The organism is Pseudomonas sp. S2_B10 (assembly GCF_054668425.1).
Window position 1 is genome coordinate 993,466 of the sequence record NZ_CP162768.1, and the last position, 18,675, is coordinate 1,012,140.

General features: G+C 59.5%; 15 protein-coding genes. 3 read left to right on the forward strand and 12 right to left on the reverse strand.

Translation table 11 applies throughout. The annotated features are described in order from the left end of the window. Positions 1–119 precede the first annotated feature (119 nt). The 4 genes from AB4O45_RS04315 to AB4O45_RS04330 form a co-directional block, all read right to left on the reverse strand. Positions 120–3,413: a DEAD/DEAH box helicase gene (locus tag AB4O45_RS04315; RefSeq protein WP_460094985.1), complete on the reverse strand. Its 3,294-nt coding sequence runs from the start codon at positions 3,411–3,413 to the stop codon at positions 120–122. 9 nt (positions 3,414–3,422) lie between these two features. Beyond that, entirely contained in the window at positions 3,423–4,160 is a 738-nt protein-coding gene (locus tag AB4O45_RS04320; protein WP_056791517.1) for an S-methyl-5'-thioinosine phosphorylase, read from the reverse strand. 13 nt (positions 4,161–4,173) lie between these two features. After that, on the reverse strand, positions 4,174–5,184 hold the full coding sequence (gene nagZ, locus AB4O45_RS04325) for a beta-N-acetylhexosaminidase (RefSeq protein ID WP_252878614.1): 1,011 nt from the start codon (positions 5,182–5,184) through the stop codon (positions 4,174–4,176). Positions 5,185–5,342: 158 nt separating this feature from the next. Next, the gene (locus AB4O45_RS04330; RefSeq protein WP_016775489.1) at positions 5,343–6,050 is read right to left on the reverse strand and encodes a TetR/AcrR family transcriptional regulator; all 708 of its coding nucleotides are present in this window, start codon (positions 6,048–6,050) and stop codon (positions 5,343–5,345) included. A gap of 229 nt (positions 6,051–6,279) precedes the next feature. On the opposite strand from AB4O45_RS04330, the gene lexA reads away from it, so the two are divergent. Together lexA and sulA are read left to right on the forward strand one after the other, a co-directional pair. Next, on the forward strand, positions 6,280–6,888 hold the full coding sequence (gene lexA / locus AB4O45_RS04335; protein WP_016775490.1) for a transcriptional repressor LexA: 609 nt from the start codon (positions 6,280–6,282) through the stop codon (positions 6,886–6,888). 10 nt (positions 6,889–6,898) lie between these two features. Further along, on the forward strand, positions 6,899–7,372 hold the full coding sequence (gene sulA / locus AB4O45_RS04340; protein WP_041477346.1) for an SOS-induced cell division inhibitor SulA: 474 nt from the start codon (positions 6,899–6,901) through the stop codon (positions 7,370–7,372). Between the two features lie 97 nt (positions 7,373–7,469). Here the strand turns inward: sulA and AB4O45_RS04345 are convergent, their stop codons facing one another. From AB4O45_RS04345 to AB4O45_RS04375, 7 genes are all read right to left on the reverse strand, one after another. Then, positions 7,470–7,703 carry a hypothetical protein gene (locus tag AB4O45_RS04345; RefSeq protein WP_003226592.1) on the reverse strand — a complete coding sequence of 78 codons (234 nt, stop codon included), beginning with the start codon at positions 7,701–7,703 and terminating at the stop codon, positions 7,470–7,472. Positions 7,704–7,809: 106 nt separating this feature from the next. Next, complete coding sequence (locus AB4O45_RS04350) at positions 7,810–8,334, reverse strand: DUF6586 family protein (protein WP_460161114.1); 525 nt, start codon at positions 8,332–8,334, stop codon at positions 7,810–7,812. A 144-nt stretch (positions 8,335–8,478) separates the two neighbouring features. Continuing rightward, entirely contained in the window at positions 8,479–11,112 is a 2,634-nt protein-coding gene (topA, locus tag AB4O45_RS04355) for a type I DNA topoisomerase (RefSeq protein WP_056791529.1), read from the reverse strand. 114 nt (positions 11,113–11,226) lie between these two features. After that, positions 11,227–11,463, reverse strand: a complete 237-nt coding sequence (locus AB4O45_RS04360) for a DUF1653 domain-containing protein (protein ID WP_133340511.1) — start codon at positions 11,461–11,463, stop codon at positions 11,227–11,229. Between the two features lie 93 nt (positions 11,464–11,556). Continuing rightward, entirely contained in the window at positions 11,557–12,732 is a 1,176-nt protein-coding gene (gene fadA / locus AB4O45_RS04365; protein ID WP_095182362.1) for an acetyl-CoA C-acyltransferase FadA, read from the reverse strand. Between the two features lie 29 nt (positions 12,733–12,761). Beyond that, positions 12,762–14,909 carry a fatty acid oxidation complex subunit alpha FadB gene (gene fadB / locus AB4O45_RS04370; RefSeq protein ID WP_024013640.1) on the reverse strand — a complete coding sequence of 716 codons (2,148 nt, stop codon included), beginning with the start codon at positions 14,907–14,909 and terminating at the stop codon, positions 12,762–12,764. Between the two features lie 525 nt (positions 14,910–15,434). Further along, on the reverse strand, positions 15,435–15,872 hold the full coding sequence (locus AB4O45_RS04375) for a hypothetical protein (protein ID WP_056791532.1): 438 nt from the start codon (positions 15,870–15,872) through the stop codon (positions 15,435–15,437). A 103-nt stretch (positions 15,873–15,975) separates the two neighbouring features. Here AB4O45_RS04375 and AB4O45_RS04380 point away from each other — a divergent pair, with 103 nt between their 5' ends. Next, positions 15,976–16,413, forward strand: a complete 438-nt coding sequence (locus AB4O45_RS04380) for a universal stress protein (RefSeq protein WP_016775498.1) — start codon at positions 15,976–15,978, stop codon at positions 16,411–16,413. A gap of 192 nt (positions 16,414–16,605) precedes the next feature. On the opposite strand, the gene AB4O45_RS04385 is transcribed toward AB4O45_RS04380, so the two are convergent. After that, entirely contained in the window at positions 16,606–18,528 is a 1,923-nt protein-coding gene (locus AB4O45_RS04385) for an ATP-binding cassette domain-containing protein (RefSeq protein ID WP_016775499.1), read from the reverse strand. Between the last annotated feature and the right edge of the window lie 147 nt (positions 18,529–18,675).

The following is an 18,675-nucleotide window of genomic DNA, read 5'->3' on the forward strand; positions in this document are numbered from 1 at the left end:
CTGGCAAGCCAGCTCCCACAGGGTTATGAGCTGTACCGAAGATTGTGATTCAACTCGATATCTGTGGGAGCTGGCTTGCCAGCGATGGGGTCATCCAATATTGCGCAATCACTCAGGGCTCAACCCTTGGAAACCGGCAACGGCGCAAACAACGCCTCGATATCACTCTGTTCCAGTTTGAATCCCCCCGTCGTGCCACCCTCAAGCACCGCCCCGGCCAGCGCAGCCTTCTCCTGCTGCAACGCCTGGATCTTCTCTTCGACGGTGCCTTTGGCAATCAACTTGTAGACGAACACCGGATTGTTCTGGCCGATACGATACGCCCGATCAGTCGCCTGATTCTCCACCGCCGGGTTCCACCACGGGTCGAAGTGAATCACCGTGTCTGCCGCCGTCAGGTTCAGACCGGTACCGCCGGCCTTGAGGCTGATCAGAAACAACGGCACCTTGCCGCCCTGGAAATCCTTGACTGGCGTGCGCCGATCGGTGGTGTCGCCGGTCAGCAATGAGTAGGCAAGACCGCGCTGTTGCAACTCCTGCTCAATCAGCGCCAGCATCGAGGTGAATTGGGAAAACAGCAGAATGCGCCGCCCTTCGCCGAGCAATTCTTCGAGCATCTCCATCAGGCTGATCAGCTTGCCGCTGCCCGAGCGCAACGCCTTTGCCGTGAGCGGCATATTGACCAGGCGCAGATCGCAGCAGACCTGACGCAGCTTGAGCAGCGCATCAAGGATGATGATCTGACTGCGCGCCACGCCGCTGCGGGCGATTTCGTCGCGGACCTTTTTGTCCATCGCCACGCGCACCGTCTCATAGACGTCGCGCTGACCATCACTGAGTTCGACCCAGTGGATGATCTCGGTTTTCGGCGGCAACTCGGTGGCGACCTGATCCTTCTTGCGCCGCAGCAAAAACGGCTTGATGCGCGCGGTCAGGTGCTGCATGCGCTGGACATTGCCGTGCTTCTCGATGGGTGTGCGGTAATCGCGATTGAAGGATTTGCTGTCGCCGAGCCAGCCGGGCATGAGGAAATGGAACTGCGACCACAGCTCGCCGAGGTGGTTTTCCAGTGGCGTACCGCTCAGACACAAGCGCTGACGGGCCTGCAAGTCACGGGCGGCCTGCGCGGCTTTGCTCAGCGGGTTCTTGATATTCTGCGCTTCGTCGAGAATCAGCACGCTCCACGGCTGCGGCTGCAAGATCTCCAGATCCCTGGGCAGCAATGCGTAAGTGGTTAGCACCAAGTCGTATTCGGCGAGATTGGCAAAGTCCTTCTGCCGCCCGGTCCCGTGCAGCGCCAGGACTTTCAACTGCGGCGTGAAGCGCTCGGCCTCGTCGAGCCAGTTGGGAATCAGGCTGGTCGGCATCACCGCCAGTGCCGGACAGTCCAGGCGCCCGGCGTGTTTTTCGGTGAGCAGATGCGCCAGGGTCTGCAGGGTTTTGCCCAGGCCCATGTCATCGCCCAGAATGCCGCCGACCTCCAGCTCGCGCAGGGTCTGCATCCAGTTCAAGCCTTCGAGCTGATACGGGCGCAGTTGCGCGTTGAGGCCGGCCGGCGCAGCAACCTGGGCGTGACTGGAATTCTGCAGACGCTTGGCAAAAGTGCGCAGGCGTTCGCCGCCCTGCCAGTCCAGCGGTACGCCATCGAGCATACTCAGGCGTGCGGCGTCTGGAGCGGTCAAGCGCAGTGCATCGCCCTGGTGTCCGCCCAGATACAGCTCGCCCAGCGTCGCCATCAGCGGTTTGACCCGACTCAGCGGCAACGCGACCTTGGCGCCGGCCGGGTCGCCAAAACCGCTGGGCTTGAGCTCGATCAGGAGTTTTTCATCATCGCTGCGCTGCGCCAGATTGACCGGGTCGAGCAAGCGCGGCTGGGTCCGCAACAGGTGCAGAAGGATCGGCAGCAAGCTGTAGCGCTCGCCGTTGACGACGATACCCAACTGCAGATCAAACCACTGATGCGTGGCCTCTTCTTCGACCTCGGCGTACCACTGTTCAACCGGTTGTACATCGAAATGGAAACCGGGACTGATCTCGATTTTCCAATCTGCGGCGCGCAGTGTGGCCAGCCCTTCGTGCATGAACCCGAGCCAGGCGGAATCATCCGGCAAGGTAAACATCTCGCCGGGACGATCCATTGCACTCTTGCGCGTAGCTTTCTTGAAGCCATGTTTTTGCAGGTTCTGGCGCAGCTTCTTTTCCAGCGCCGGTTGACGCTGAATGCGCTGGGTTTCGCTGCCATTGAGGATCATCACTTCCGGGTTGCGATCCACCGCCGGATGACCGTTGTAGGTAAACAGCAGAGCGGCGCGGTGCTCCAGCACGTATTCCCAGCGCGAACGTTCCCGGCCGCTGACCAGGGTCAGTTGCGGCTGCGGCAGCACGTCATCGATGATCCGTTCGGTGAGTTTGTGCGGTGGCGCAATTTGGGTCGCCGCGCTCATGCGATGGCTGAACTGCATGGCCTGACGCGCCGGAATGTCTGGCGCCAGGGTCAAATGGCAGGCGAGTTTTTCTTCCAGCTCAGTGAACAGCGGGCCAACCTGGCGCTGCTCGCGATCAAAGTAATAAAGCGGCTCCAGCGCCAGCACGGTTTCCTGCGTGGCTTCGGCACTGCTCCATTGCGCGCGGAATCCGCCGTCAGCCTGCTCGGCCCAAGAGAACTGACCGACGCGTTTCGCCCCCGGTGTCAGCGCTCGCAGGTCTTCGAAGTCGAGGAACAGCCGCGAGGTACGCAGGAGCATTTCCAGCAGTTCGGCGCCACTGCTGCCTTCCAGCGGATAGCCGCTGTAATAGGCGTGATGGGAATGCATGGCGACCAACAGCCGGGCGATGCGCAGATCCAGCTCGGACAGGTAGCCGGGCTGGCGCATGAGCATTTCCGCGAGCGAGTACATCGGTTTGACCTCGCGTAACTCGCCGCTCTTGAGCTGGTAGACCTTGAAAATATCGAGCAGCCACTTGCCGTTCGCAGACGTCGGTTTGAGCTTGTAAAACAGACGCGTGCCTGCGGTTTGCGCACTTTCGTCAGCAGGCTTGGCCGGCACGGGAATTGTTGAAAGCCAATGCTCGAGCGCTCGCCCCAACGGGATCTGTGCATCATTGTCAGACGCATCCTCACCCGTGCCCAGCAGGTGATAGATCACCGCCGCGCTGTGCTTACAGTCGATTGCAACAGGACAGCTGCACAGGCAACGCAGGTTTACCGACCCCAGCCGATCTTCGGACAGATAAATGCTTTGCTCATACGCCTGAAGTTGCGATCCGACGCAGAACGCCTCTATCTTCCTGTCATCGATTTCGAGGATCTCGACCCGGTCATCGGCGGCATAAGCGCGGGCCTTGGCCAACGCCTTGCTACTGAATGCGTGGGTCCATGTCAGCCCTTTAAGCCGCTCGATGAAAATGCTCATGGACAGTCCTTAGCTGGCCAGCACTCGCGCCAACGTTGATTTCACCTTGCCCATGCCATCGTGCAGGGCCTGCTCGATTTCGGCCATGGTGATGACTTCGGTGGTCTTGCCGGCTGCAGGATTCACCACCAGCGCCAGACAGGCGTAATCCAGATCCAGCTCACGCGCCAGCGCCGCTTCCGGCATGCCGGTCATGCCGACGATGTCGCAGCCGTCACGCTCCAGTCGCACGATCTCGGCGACCGTTTCCAGACGCGGACCCTGGGTGCAGGCGTACACGCCTTGATCGCTGTATTCGCAGCCTTCGGCGGCGACTGCGGCAATCAATTGCTGACGCAACGGCTCGCTGTAGGGAAAGCTGAAATCGATGTGGGTGACGTGCTCCAGATCATCGGCGAAATAGGTGTGTTCGCGCCCGCTGGTGTAGTCGACGATCTGGTGCGGCACGCAGAAATGCCCGGTGCCCATGGCGGGATGAATACCGCCCACCGCGTTAACGGCGATGATCGCTTCGGCACCCGCCTGCTTCAACGCCCAGAGGTTGGCGCGGTAGTTCACCTTGTGCGGCGGGAAACGATGCGGGTGACCGTGACGGGCGAGGAACAGCACTTCCTTGCCGGCGTATTCACCAATCTGCACCTCGGCCGAAGGCGCGCCGTACGGGGTGTCGACTGCCAGCGACTGGCGAATGATCAGGCCTTCGAGCTGAGTCAGGCCAGTGCCACCGATGATTGCGTAAACGGTCATAACGAAAAAATCCTTAATCGATCAGTTGAGCGTCTTTGAGCGCGCCGAGGGCGGTGAGCCAACGCGGGTCCTGACGATAATCGGTGCTGGCGAAGGCCTGCCCGCGCATCTTCGCGATGCGCGCGGAAGGCTTGACCTTCATACGCTGGGCGGCACTCAACGCCAGCTCGGCTGCCGCGCGGTCGTTGCACACCAGACCCATGTCGCAACCGGCACTCAGCGCGGCTTCGATGCGGCTGGCAGCGTCGCCGACCACGTGGGCGCCGGCCATCGACAGATCGTCGCTGAAGATCACGCCATCGAACTGCAACTCGCCGCGCAGGATGTCCTGCAGCCAGCGTCGGGAGAAACCGGCCGGCTGCGAGTCGACTTGCGGATAGATGACGTGGGCCGGCATGACGGCGGCCAGTTGTTTGCTGAGTTTGGCGAAGGGCACCAGATCATTGGCGCGGATCTCGTCGAGACTGCGCTCGTCGTTCGGGATCGCTACATGGGAGTCTGCTTCCGCCCAGCCGTGGCCCGGGAAATGTTTGCCGGTGGCGGCCATGCCGGCGCTGTTCATGCCGCGAATGAATGCACCGGCGAGCAAGGCAGCGCGCTCGGGATCGCCTTCGAAGGAACGGGTGCCCACTACGGCGCTGCGCTGATAGTCCAGATCCAGCACCGGGGCGAAACTCAGGTCGAGCCCGACCGCCAACACTTCGGTGGCCATGATCCAGCCGCATTGCTCGGCGAGATACTCTGCATTCGGGTTATCGGCGATGGCGCGCATCGCTGGCAGACGGACGAAACCCTGACGCAAGCGCTGCACACGCCCGCCCTCTTGATCCACCGCCAGCAGCAGATCCGGACGAATCGCGCGGATCGCGGCGCTCAGTTCGCGTACCTGGCGTGGATGCTCGATATTGCGGGCGAAAATGATCAGGCCGCCCACTTCGGGCTGACGCAACAATTGGCGATCTTCGGCCGTCAGCCAGGTACCGGCGACGTCCACCATCAACGAGCCTTGCAGGCCAGCAGTCATAGAGATTCCTTGAAAACGAAAAACCCGATCTGCTTGCATTCGCTACCGTGGGCAATGCCCGGACGGTCAGCAGAATTCATGCAGATCGGGTTCAGTACGAGAGTCGGCATGGCCGGCTAGCTTAGCGGATACCAGCTGCCGCGCCCACCCGTGCGCGGTCAAACCTTGGCGGCGACCGGCATGGATTTGCTGCGCGGACGCAATTGCGCGCTGGCCATGGCTGTATCGGTGACGCCGGTTTCGGCGCGCATGCCGGCAGCGAGGAACGGCACCATCAGGCGCATCACTTGTTCGATGGAAGTATTGACGCCGAAATCGGTCTCGGCGATCGCGCGCAAGGCCTTGATCCCGGACATGCTGAACGCAGCGGCGCCAAGCATGAAGTGCACGCGCCAGAACAGCTCGATCGGTGGAATGCGTGGCGCCGCTTCATTGACCAGCAGCATGTAGCGGCGGAACACTTTGCCATACATGTCTTCCAGATAACGTCGCAAATGGCCCTGGCTCTGGCTGAACGCGAGGCCGAGCAAACGCATGAAGATCGACAGATCGTTACCGCTGCGAGGCTGCACGACGAGCGCTTGCTCGACGAGGATTTCCAGCAGCTCTTCGAGGGTCGGCTTGTTCTCAGGCTTGGCCTGACGGCGCTCCAGCTCTTTATCGAGGCTCACGCAGAACGGCCCGAGAAAGCGCGAGAACACGGCCTGGATCAGCGCCTTTTTCGAGCCGAAGTGATAATTCACCGCAGCCAGATTGACGCCAGCCTTGCTGGTGATCAAACGCAATGAGGTTTCAGCGAATCCTTTCTCCGCGAACAACTGCTCGGCAGCATCAAGAATGCGTTCAACGGTTTCCGACTGGGCCATGGCTACTCCGCCTGACAAACACTTGTTTGAAACATACGTTTCAGCCTAAGCCTTGTCAAGCCTGCCGGTTCGTTTTGGGAATGGTCGGTCAGGTATTTAACCACACAAGGCGCCAGCATTAATAAGCGCCCTTCGCGACCGCTCGGCGGGCGGCAAAAAAACGCCCATTGCCAAGACCGCTTCACTGTATATAATCCCAGTCACTGTATAAAAAGACAGAGCGATCAATATGCTAAAGCTGACGCCACGCCAAGCCGAGATTCTGGCCTTCATCAAACGTTGCCTCGAAGACAACGGCTATCCGCCCACCCGTGCGGAAATCGCTCAGGAATTGGGTTTCAAATCGCCAAATGCGGCGGAAGAACATCTCAAGGCCCTGGCCCGCAAGGGCGCGATCGAGATGACCCCGGGCGCTTCCCGCGGCATTCGTATTCCCGGCTTCGAAGCCAAGGCCGACGACTCCACCCTGCCGATCATTGGCCGAGTGGCTGCCGGCGCGCCGATCCTCGCCCAGCAGCACATCGAAGAATCCTGCAACATCAACCCGACCTTCTTCCATCCTCGCGCCGACTACCTGTTGCGTGTGCACGGCATGAGCATGAAGGATATCGGCATCTTCGACGGCGACCTGCTGGCAGTGCATACCACCCGCGAAGCGCGTAACGGCCAGGTTGTGGTTGCGCGTATCGGCGACGAAGTGACGGTCAAACGCTTCAAGCGTGAAGGCAGCAAAGTCTGGCTGATTGCCGAGAACCCCGAGTTTGCCCCTATCGAAGTCGACCTGAAAGATCAGGAACTGGTGATCGAAGGCTTGAGTGTCGGCGTCATTCGCCGCTAAAGGAGGCTCCATGCAGTTCCCACACACACCTCAGCAAACACAACTGCCTTTATTTGAAGCGTTTCTGGCGCAACCGATTGCGCCGATCCTCAAAGACGTGGTCGAGCGTGACTGGAATGCCAAACCTGACGCCTTCAGTGAGCTATCACTGCGTGGTGCGGCCGGGAACTGCCTGAACCTGCTAGCGCCGATCCTCCGTGAATTGAGCGAGGATCAGGATGCGCGCTGGCTGACGCTGATCGCCCCACCCGCCAGCCTGACGCAAACCTGGCTGCGCGATGCCGGCCTGAACCGCGAACGCATCCTGCTGCTGCAACCACGTGGCACGCAGAGTGCTCAGCAACTGGCGTGCGAAGCGTTGCGACTGGGTCGCAGCCACACCGTGGTGACCTGGCTAAACCCGTTGAATGCCAATTCACGGCAACAACTGATCAGCGCCGCGCGCACGGGCGAAGCTCAGAGCCTGAACATTCGTTTGGGTTGATTGTTGAGTAATGCGCGCTGTGTGAAGCGCAGGGCTTCTCCAAGGACAGAGAAGCCGATCTGAAGCGCAAGCGACCGAGAAAAGGCCAAAGCGTGGATCAATGAAGAACCCGCGGCCCTTCTTCCTTATCAAACTCGCCTTCAACCATACGACCTGCCATCTGCACGCCGACGCTCAACATCGCTTTGGCAATTTCAACGTGCTGGCCTTGCAGGAACGCCTTGGCATCCTCGGAGAAATCCAGCGTCACCAGAGAACCTTCGTCCTCGGCCCTGCGCAGTTCGATTCGGCCGTCTGGTAACTCGACAATTTCTAGAAAGGACGTTGGCATATAAGTCTGTTCTCCACGAAAGGCAGCGATTATATAGACATCATTCGAGCTTCGCTCGGGATCTTGACCAGCAGCATGTTTCAGATTGCCACTGCGCCAAACTACCTCAGCACTCGTTCAAGCCTTCACGGAAACGCAGGGCCAGACCTTTAAGGTTCTGCCGCCAGCTCTCCAGCTCGTCTCGACTGAGCTCTTCTGGCGCCTCTTCTTCATTAAGATTAATCGCTTGGATCAGCGGCTGCGTCACGTCGCCTTTCGGCTTGCGTGGCGCCCTCGGTGGCTGAAACAGTGCTGCGTGCGCCGCCAGCAGTTTCGCCAGCCAGGTTTCCGGATTACCGGCCAGCTCGACCATTTCGGCCAACTCCGGAATGGCGATCAACTCCAGCACTTCGCGCCTCAACAACTCCTCTGCCCTCGGCGAATTGGCCTGCGGCAGACGATAAAAGCCGGCGATCTCATGACACAAGCCCAGCAGTGCGCCGTAGAGGTGGAACAACGCCGACTCACGCCCGGCCTGGATCAGCGCCAGAGAATTCATCGCCCGCCCTTCTTCAGCACGAGCCAGAGCTTCGAGTGACAGGCCGGCGAAATAGATCTTCTGGTTGGTGCGGGTATAGAGTTCGTGGGCCATGACGGCAGCCTCCACAACGAAATAATTGCTTCACACAGGCCCGGCAGTGTCATGGATCAGCCGATGCCAGCGCAAGCACAAAACAAAAAGGCCGCATGAAAACCCGAAGGGTTCATGCGGCCTTTTTGCTGTTCAGACTAGCGCTTACTCAGCCTTGGCCTTTGCGCTGCGCTTGTCTTCAACAGTCCACTTGCCACCGTCGTAATACGCTTTCCAGCCTGTCGGCTTGCCGTCGACTTCGGTCTGTACGTATTGCTCCTTGGTCTTGCGGCTGTAGCGGATGACCGCTGGCAGACCGTCAGGATCCTTTTGCGGAGCCTCGCACAGGAAGTGGTACTTCGGATCAATCTCGTCCTTGTGCGGCAGAATCTCGATCACCAACGGAGCGCGGGTCTCGCGGTTTTTCGGGAACTGACTGGCGGCCAGGAACAGACCGGACGCACCGTCGCGCAAGATGTAGGTGTCGTTGACCTTTTCGCATTTCAGCTCAGGCATCTTTACCGGATCCATCTTCGGCGGCGCCGCGTCACCGCTCTTCAGCAGCTTGCGGGTGTTCTTGCACTCCGGGTTGGTGCAACCGAAGAACTTGCCGAAACGGCCCGTCTTGAGCTGCATTTCGCTGCCGCACTTGTCGCATTCCAGGCTCGGACCTTCATAGCCCTTGATGCGATAGCTGCCCTCTTCAATTTCGTAACCGGCGCAATCCGGGTTGTTGCCGCAGATGTGCAACTTGCGCTTCTCGTCCAGCAGGTAGGCGTCCATCGCCGTGCTGCAGATCGGGCAGCGATGCTTGCCACGCAGGACCAGCGATTCCGATTCGCCCTCGTCGTCCGCTGCGATTTCATCGCCCGGCACCAGGTTGACGGTGGCCTTGCAGCGCTCTTTCGGCGGCAGGCTGTAGCCCGAACAGCCAAGGAACACGCCAGTCGATGCGGTACGAATCTGCATCGGACGACCGCACGTGGTGCACGGAATGTCAGTCATGACCGGCTGGTTGGCGCGCATGCCGCTGTCCGGGTTTTCCGCTACTTCGAGTTTCTTCTTGAAGTCGCCGTAAAACTCGTCCAGCACGTTTTTCCAGTCGCGCTCGCCTTGCGCCACGTCATCGAGGTTCTCTTCCATGCCGGCGGTGAAGCCGTAGTCCATGAGATTGGAGAAACTCTCGGACAGACGCTCGGTGACGATGTCACCCATCTTTTCCGAGTAGAAACGACGGTTGTGCAGGGTCACATAACCGCGATCCTGAATGGTCGAAATGATCGCAGCGTAAGTCGAAGGACGACCGATGCCGCGTTTTTCCATCTCCTTGACCAGACTGGCTTCGGAATAACGCGCCGGTGGCTTGGTGAAATGCTGCGACGGGTCAAGCTTGATCAGCTTCATCACATCGCCCTGGGCCATGTCCGGCAGCACGTCATCATCGCCAGGCTTGGCAATTTGCGGCATCACCCGGGTGTAACCGTCGAACTTGAGGATACGGCCCTTGGCACGCAGCTCGAAGTCGCCAGCGCCGACGCTGACGGTGGTCGACAGGTACTGCGCCGGCAGCATCTGGCAGGCTAGGAACTGGCGCCAGATCAGCTCATACAGACGCTCGGCATCGCGCTCCATACCCGCCAGCTTGCTCGGCGTGGTATTGGCGTCGGACGGACGAATCGCTTCGTGAGCCTCTTGCGCGCCTTCCTTGCTGCTGTAAACGTTCGGCGTTTCCGGCAGGTATTTCTTGCCGAATTCGTCCTCAATGTATGTGCGCGCCATCGCCACGGCGTCGGCCGAGAGATTGGTCGAGTCGGTACGCATGTAAGTGATGTAGCCAGCTTCGTACAGACGCTGGGCCATCATCATGGTTTTCTTCACGCCGAAACCGAGGCGGTTGCTCGCAGCCTGCTGCAAGGTCGACGTGATGAACGGCGCCGACGGCTTGCTGCTGGTCGGTTTGTCTTCGCGCTTGACGATGTTGTAGCTGGAAGACTTGAGCTTCTCCAGCGCAGCCATGGCCTGGGCTTCATTCAGCGGCTTGAAGGCTTCGCCTTTTTCGCGAGCCACTTCGAAACGCACGGTCGAGCCTTTGGTGGTGCCGAGATCAGCGTGCACTTCCCAGTATTCTTCGGGATTGAACGCACGGATTTCACGCTCACGCTCGACTACCAGCTTCACCGCAACCGATTGCACGCGACCGGCGGACAGACCACGGGCGATCTTGGCCCACAGCAGCGGCGAGACCATGTAGCCGACGACGCGGTCAAGGAAGCGACGCGCCTGCTGGGCGTTGACACGATCAATGTCCAGCTCGCCCGGCTCGGAGAAGGCTTCCTGGATCGCCTTCTTGGTGATTTCGTTGAACACCACGCGCTTGTAACGGCTGTCGTCACCACCGATGGCTTCGCGCAGGTGCCAGGCAATGGCTTCCCCCTCGCGATCCAAGTCGGTTGCGAGATAGATGGTGTCAGCATCCTTGGCGAGCCGGCGCAGCTCTTCGATGACCTTTTCTTTGCCCGGGAGGATCTCGTACTGGGCTTTCCAGCCGTGTTCGGGATCGACGCCCATGCGCGAGACCAGCTGCTTGCGCGCTTTCTCTTTCGGCGAGAGCACCGGACCTTCGCCCGCAGCAGCCTTGCCGCGCTTGGCGGCTGGCTCTTTGCTGGCGCTAGCCGAACCGCTGGTGGGCAGGTCTCGGATATGGCCGATACTCGACTTCACCACGTATTGGTTACCCAGATACTTGTTGATGGTCTTGGCCTTAGCCGGGGATTCCACAATGACCAGCGATTTGCCCATGGATCAGAAAATTCCTGAATTCTAGAAGTGAAAGGCGGTTGGCGCCTGACGCGGCACCGCTATATATAGTTGATACAAGGTGAGGTCAAGCGCAGGGTTGTCTGCGCAGTCGCCTCATGCCTTGTCAAAAAGGCTCGGTTCGGCTTGCACCAAAGCAAAGCGCGGCACCTGCTCGCCGTCAACCTCGACTGACTCGACGAACATGCTCAGCGGGCGCACCCAATAGCCGTAATCGCCATACAGGGCTTGGTAAAAGACCACTTCTTCTTCGGTTTCGGAATGCCGCGCAACACTGAATACACGGTATTGCGGACCTTTGTAATGTTGGTAGAGCCCAGGTTGTATCGGCATGCTTCGGCCCTCACTGAAATCTTTTCAAAAATAAATAAAAAACCCAAAAACAAAAACCGGGGCACTGGGCCCCGGCTTCCATCGACGAGACGCTTAAACGCGTTCGAAGACGGTGGAGATGCCTTGGCCGAGACCAATGCACATAGTGGCCACCCCGAAGGTGCCGCTATTCTGCTTCATCACGTTCAACAGGGTGCCGGAAATACGTGCACCGGAGCAACCGAACGGGTGACCCAGGGCGATCGCGCCGCCGTGCAGGTTAACCTTCTCGTTCATCTTGTCGAGCACTTTCAGATCTTTCAGCACTGGCAGAGCCTGTGCGGCGAAAGCTTCGTTGAGCTCGAAGAAGTCGATATCGTTGATGCCAAGGCCTGCGCGCTTCAGGGCTTTTTGTGTTGCCGGCACTGGACCATAGCCCATGATCGCCGGGTCCACACCCGCCACTGCCATCGAACGGATAACCGCCATAGGCTGGATACCCAGGTCCTGTGCACGCTGCGCCGACATCACGATCATGCACGAAGCACCGTCAGTGATCTGCGACGAAGTACCAGCAGTCACGGTGCCGCCCTTCGGATTGAATGCCGGCTTGAGCGCCGCCAGACTTTCCAGGGTGGTTTCCGGACGAATGGTTTCGTCGTAGTCGTACAGTTTCAGGAAACCGTTCTCGTCGTAACCCTGCATCGGGATGATTTCGTCCTTGAACTTGCCTTCCACGGTTGCCTTGTGGGCCAACTGGTGGGAACGCACGCCAAAGGCATCCTGCTGCTCACGGGTGATGCCGTGCATCTTGCCGAGCATTTCCGCGGTCAGGCCCATCATGCCCGAGGCTTTCGCCGCATACAGCGACATGTGCGGGTTCGGATCGACACCGTGCATCATGCTCACGTGGCCCATGTGCTCGACGCCGCCGACCACGAACACGTCACCGTTGCCGGTCATGATCGCTTGCGCAGCAGTGTGCAGCGCGCTCATCGACGAACCGCACAGACGGCTGACGGTCTGGCCGGCCGAAGTGTGCGGAATCTGGGTCATCAGCGACGCCATGCGCGCGATGTTCCAGCCCTGCTCCAAGGTCTGGTTGACGCAGCCCCAGATCACGTCCTCGACTTCCGCCGGGTCGACCTTGGTGTTGCGTTCCAGCAGTTTGCTGATCAGGTGCGCCGACATGTCTTCAGCGCGGGTGTTGCGGTGCATGCCGCCCTTGGAGCGGCCCATCGGAGTACGACCGAAGTCGACAATCACGACGTCTCTAGGATTCAAGCTCATAAGTTCACTCTCACTCTAGTTGGGGGCGCTTAACCGAAGAAGCTCTGGCCGTTTTTGGCCATTTCGCGCAGCTTCGCGGTCGGGTGGTACAGCGCGCCCAAATCAGCGTACTGGTCAGCCAGGGCAACGAACTCGGCAACACCGATCGAATCGATGTAGCGCAGCGCACCGCCACGGAATGGAGGGAAACCGATACCGTAGACCAGACCCATGTCGGCTTCGGCGGCGGTTTCAACGATGCCGTCTTCCAGGCAGCGCACGGTTTCCAGGCACAGCGGGATCATCATCCAGTTGATGATGTCTTCGTCAGTGACTTCGCGCTGCTCGTAAACGATCGGCTTGAGCACTTCGAGTACCGACGGATCGGCGACTTTCTTCTGCTTGCCTTTCTTGTCGGCCTCGTAGGCGTAGAAGCCCTTGCCGTTCTTCTGGCCCAGGCGTTTGGCTTCGTACAGCACGTCGATGGCCGAACGACGGTCATCCTTCATGCGATCCGGGAAACCTTCAGCCATGACGTCGCGACCGTGGTGACCGGTGTCGATGCCGACCACGTCCATCAGGTAAGCCGGGCCCATTGGCCAGCCGAATTTTTCCATCACTTTGTCGATGCGAACGAAGTCGACACCGGCGCTGACCAGCTTGGCGAAACCGCCGAAGTACGGGAACAGCACGCGGTTGACCAGGAAGCCCGGGCAGTCATTGACGACGATCGGGTTCTTGCCCATTTTCTTCGCGTAGGCAACGGTGGTGGCGATCGCCAGTTCACTGGACTTCTCGCCACGGATCACTTCCACCAGCGGCATCATGTGCACCGGGTTGAAGAAGTGCATGCCGACGAAGTTTTCCGGACGCTTGAGGGCCTTGGCCAGCAGGCTGATGGAAATGGTCGAGGTGTTGGACGCGAGGATGGTGTCCTCTTTGACCTTGTCTTCGACTTCAGCCAGTACCGCTTGCTTGACCTTCGGGTTTTCGACCACAGCTTCGACGACCAGATCGACGTGACCGAAGTCGCCGTAGGACAGGGTCGGACGAATGCCGTTGAGCACTTCAGCCATCTTCGCCGCGGTCATGCGACCCTTGTCAACACGGCCGACCAGCAGCTTGGCGGCTTCGGCCAGACCCTGCTCGATACCGTGCTCGTTGATGTCCTTCATCAGGATCGGCGTGCCTTTGGAGGCCGACTGATAAGCGATACCGCCACCCATGATGCCGGCGCCGAGTACGGCAGCCTGCTTCACGTCTTTGGCGATTTCGTCGTAGGCCTTGGCCTTTTTCTTCAGCTCCTGATCGTTCAGGAACAGGCCGATCAGGCTCTGTGCGGCAGAGGTCTTGGCCAGTTTGACGAAGCCTGCAGCTTCCACTTCCAGCGCTTTGTCGCGACCGAAGTTCGCGGCTTTCTGGATGGTCTTGATCGCTTCAACCGGCGCCGGGTAGTTCGGGCCGGCCTGGCCAGCCACGAAACCTTTGGCGGTTTCGAAAGCCATCATTTGCTCAATGGCGTTCAACTTGAGTTTTTCAAGTTTCGGCTGACGCTTGGCCTTGTAATCGAACTCGCCGGAGATGGCGCGCTTGATCAGCTCAAGGGCAGCTTCCTGCAATTTTTCAGGGGCGACTACGGCGTCGACGGCGCTGACTTTCAGCGCGTCTTCAGGGCGGTTTTCCTTGCCGGCGGCAATCCACTCGATGGCGTTGTCGACACCGATCAGGCGTGGCAGGCGTACGGTACCGCCGAAGCCCGGGTAGATGCCCAGTTTCACTTCCGGCAGACCAATCTTGGCCTTGGTGGACATGACGCGATAGTCAGCCGCCAGGCACATTTCCAGACCGCCACCGAGGGCGATGCCGTTGATGGCCGCGACGGTCGGCACGTTGAGGTCTTCGAAATCGCTGAAGATCTTGTTGGCTTCGAGATTGCCTGCAACCAGCTCGGCATCCGGCAGCTTGAAGTTGTCGACAAATTCGGTGATGTCGGCGCCGACGATGAACACGTCCTTGCCGCTGCTGACGATCACGCCCTTGATCGAAGCATCTGCCTTGATGGTGTCTACGGCCTGACGCAGTTCGTTCAGGGTTAGACGGTTGAACTTGTTGACGGACTCACCCTTGAGGTCGAATTTCAATTCGACGATGCCACTTTCAAGAGCTTTAACCGTGATGGCTTTACCTTCGTAAATCATCAACTGATCTCCACGATATGGAAGCTGAACAGTACACGTCGGACGCAGGCTTATGGCTCAGAAGGACGTTTTGCTCGTCGATACTGACACCGTCCGCCTGGCACACCCGCCAACGCGATAGTCGGGATTCTGTAGGAGCAGTCTGTAAGACAAACGCTCAATTCATACGCCCGTTTGATTCGGGTACGTCACCTTCACGGAATTTCAGACAATTGTCAATCGCCCTAAATTCGGGCTGAAATGCGACTTTGCGGTCATTTCTGCACCATGATGAGCAGCAACACCCGCCCCGATGTTCAGCCATTCATAGAATCAATAGTTAGAAAAGTCGCCCTAATTTCCGCCGAGCCCTGTTCAGAAGGCTACGCTGGGTGGACTGCGAAGAAATTTGCCGAGGCGATCAAAGCGCCTGCCGCAAAAAAAGTTACCGGCCTGCCTGGCCAATCCGCCCGACGAATCATGTCGGGCTTTTTATTGCGCGTCTGCCGGACGTTTCACACCGTTGCAGTGAGAAAAGTCCGCGCATCACGCCAGTGCTTTCAGGGTCGCGTCGATATCCTGCAGAACCGTCGCCTCGCCCTTCTCGCCCCAGTACAAGGCGATCATCTGCTTGTCCGCTTCGATCTTGAAAACATTGCCCGGCAATTTTTCGAAATAATCGAGCAGGATCCGGTCATCGCAGACTTCCTGCCATTGATTGACCCAGACGCCCGGGGTTTTCTGCCAGTACGTCCAGCACGCCGGTTGGCTGCCACGCCGCGGCCGATGGTACTGGGCGCAGGGGTTTGGCGGCTCTGGCAGCAGCCAGTGCGGCCACTCCTGCGGCGCCAGTTGCATGGCCAGGCCGATGCGTCGAGCCTCCATGCGCAGGGCCATGCGCCCGCTCTGCGCGCGAGACGGGCGCAACCATGCCAGCGGACTTAAAACTACCAGCAGGATTGACACCACCAGCCAGACCGTCATATCTGTACTCCCGATTTTTGATGAGCCCATTGTGTCACTTGCGAACCAATGCGCTTGAAACCAGCCATACTTACCAATATCGAACCCTCAGGAGGAGCACCTCATGCCCTACCACCACATACTGGTCGCTGTAGATCTGACCGAAGAGTGCGACCCTGTGATCCACCGCGCCCGCGAGCTGTCGGTGAGCAACGCTGCCAAGTTGTCGCTGGTGCATATCGTTGAACCGATGGCCATGGCCTTCGGTGGCGACGTGCCAATGGACCTGTCACAACTGCAACAACAGCAGTTCGATCAGGCCAAGGAGCGTCTTGAAAAACTCAAATCGAAATACCCCGAGCTCGAAGGCGCCAATTGCCATCTGACCTACGGCCAGCCACGCCAGGAAATCCATCATTTCGCCAAGGAACAAGCGTGCGATCTGATCGTGGTCGGAAGCCATGGCCGTCATGGCTTGGCACTGCTGCTCGGCTCGACCGCGAATGACGTGCTGCACGGTGCGCCATGCGATGTGCTGGCGGTACACCTGGTCAAACGCTGATCTGTCTTGCTCTTTGTGGGAGCGAGCCTGCTCGCGAATACGTCGGCACATTCAATATGAGTGCCGCCTGACACACCGCTTTCGCGAGCAGGCTCGCTCTCACAGTTGACCTGCTCCAGCCTGTAGATCGCGCTACATATGAAAAGCCCGGCGCTCATCACTGAGCGCCGGGCTTTTTCACATCAGGAGCAATCAGGCATCCAGCTCGGCCCAACGCTCCACCAACGCATCCAGCTCGGCCTGCAATTGCTCCAGCGAAGCAATCACCTTGGCCGTTTCCGCCGGCGGACGCTGATAGAAACCGGCTTCAGCCATTTCCGCTTCAACCGCGGCGATTTGCTGCTCCTTGGCGTCGATGTCGCCCGGCAAGGCTTCCAGCTCGCGCTGCAGCTTGTAGCTGAGTTTCTTCTTGGCCACCGGAGCGGCAGCCGCAGGCGCAGCCACCGGAGCCGGCTCAGCACTAACCACCGCCGAGTTCAGGTCAGCCTTGCCCGACTTGCTTTCAGTCACGCCCAACAGACGCGGCGAACCGCCCTGACGGATCCAGTCCTGATAGCCGCCGACGTATTCACGAACCTTGCCTTCACCTTCGAAGACCAGGGTGCTGGTCACCACGTTGTCGAGAAATGCCCGGTCGTGGCTGACCATCAGCACGGTGCCGTTGAAAGTCAGCAGCACTTCTTCGAGCAGCTCGAGAGTTTCCACATCGAGGTCGTTGGTCGGTTCGTCGAGCACCAGCAGGTTCGCCGGTTTGCTGAACAGCTTCGCCAGCAACAGACGCGCACGTTCACCACCCGACAACGCCTTGACCGGCGTGCGTGCACGCTGCGGGCTGAACAGGAAGTCGCCGAGATAGCTCAGCACGTGACGGCTCTGCCCGTCGATGTCGATGAAGTCGCGACCTTCGGCGACGTTGTCGATCACGGTTTTTTCCAGATCCAGCTGATGGCGCAACTGGTCGAAGTACGCCACGTCGATCCGGGTGCCCTCTTCCACTTTGCCGCTGGTCGGTTGCAGACCGCTGAGCATCAGTTTCAACAGGGTGGTCTTGCCGGTACCGTTGGCGCCGAGCAGACCGATACGGTCGCCGCGCTGCAGGACCATGGAGAAATCCTTGATCAGGAACGGCCCGCCCGGATGCGCGAAGCTCACGTTCTCGAGGACCATCACCTGCTTGCCGGATTTGTCCGCGGTTTCCAGCTGGATGTTGGCCTTGCCGGTACGCTCGCGACGCTCACTGCGCTCAACGCGCAGGGCTTTCAGAGCGCGCACACGACCTTCGTTACGAGTGCGGCGGGCCTTGATGCCCTGACGGATCCAGACTTCTTCCTGAGCCAGACGCTTGTCGAACAGCGCGTTGGCGGTTTCTTCAGCGGCCAGCGCAGCTTCTTTGTGCACGAGGAAACTGGCGTAGTCGCCGTTCCAGTCAATCAGCCCGCCGCGATCCAGTTCGAGAATGCGCGTGGCGAGGTTTTGCAGGAAGGAACGGTCGTGCGTGATGAACAGCACGGCGCCCTGGAAATCTTTCAACGCTTCTTCGAGCCAGGCAATCGCACCGATGTCCAGGTGGTTGGTTGGTTCGTCGAGCAGCAGCAGGTCCGGTTCGGACACCAGCGCCTGCGCCAGCAGCACGCGACGACGCCAGCCGCCGGACAACTCGGCGAGGGTCTTGTCGGCCGGCAGTTGCAGGCGGCTCAGGGTGCTGTCGACCAGCGTTTGAAGGCGCCAGCCATCACGGGCTTCGAGGTCGTGCTGAACGTGCATCAGCTTGTCCAGATCGGCGTCGGTGACGATGTTCTGGCTCAGGTGATGGTATTCGGCGAGCAAGGCGCCAACACCATCGAGGCCTTCAGCCACCACGTCGAATACCGTCCGGTCGTCGGCAACTGGCAATTCTTGCGGCAATTCGCCGATTTTCAGACCGGGGGCACGCCACACCGAGCCGTCATCGGGCTTCTGGTCGCCCTTGACCAGTTTCATCATGCTGGACTTGCCAGTGCCGTTGCGGCCGATGATGCACACCCGCTCACCACGGGCGATCTGCCAGGACACCTTGTCCAACAACGGCATAGCGCCGAACGCAAGGGACACATCGCTGAATTTGAGCAGGGTCATGAGCTTCTCCAAAAACCGGGCGCGCATTCTACCTGACTTGAGGCTTCAGCAGGCCGGCAATTTGTCTGTCGAAGCACTCTGCACAACATTTGTTGCGAACTTGTGCAGCGAGGCTCGCAAAGCTTTCGCCGCTTGCTGGCAAAAGGC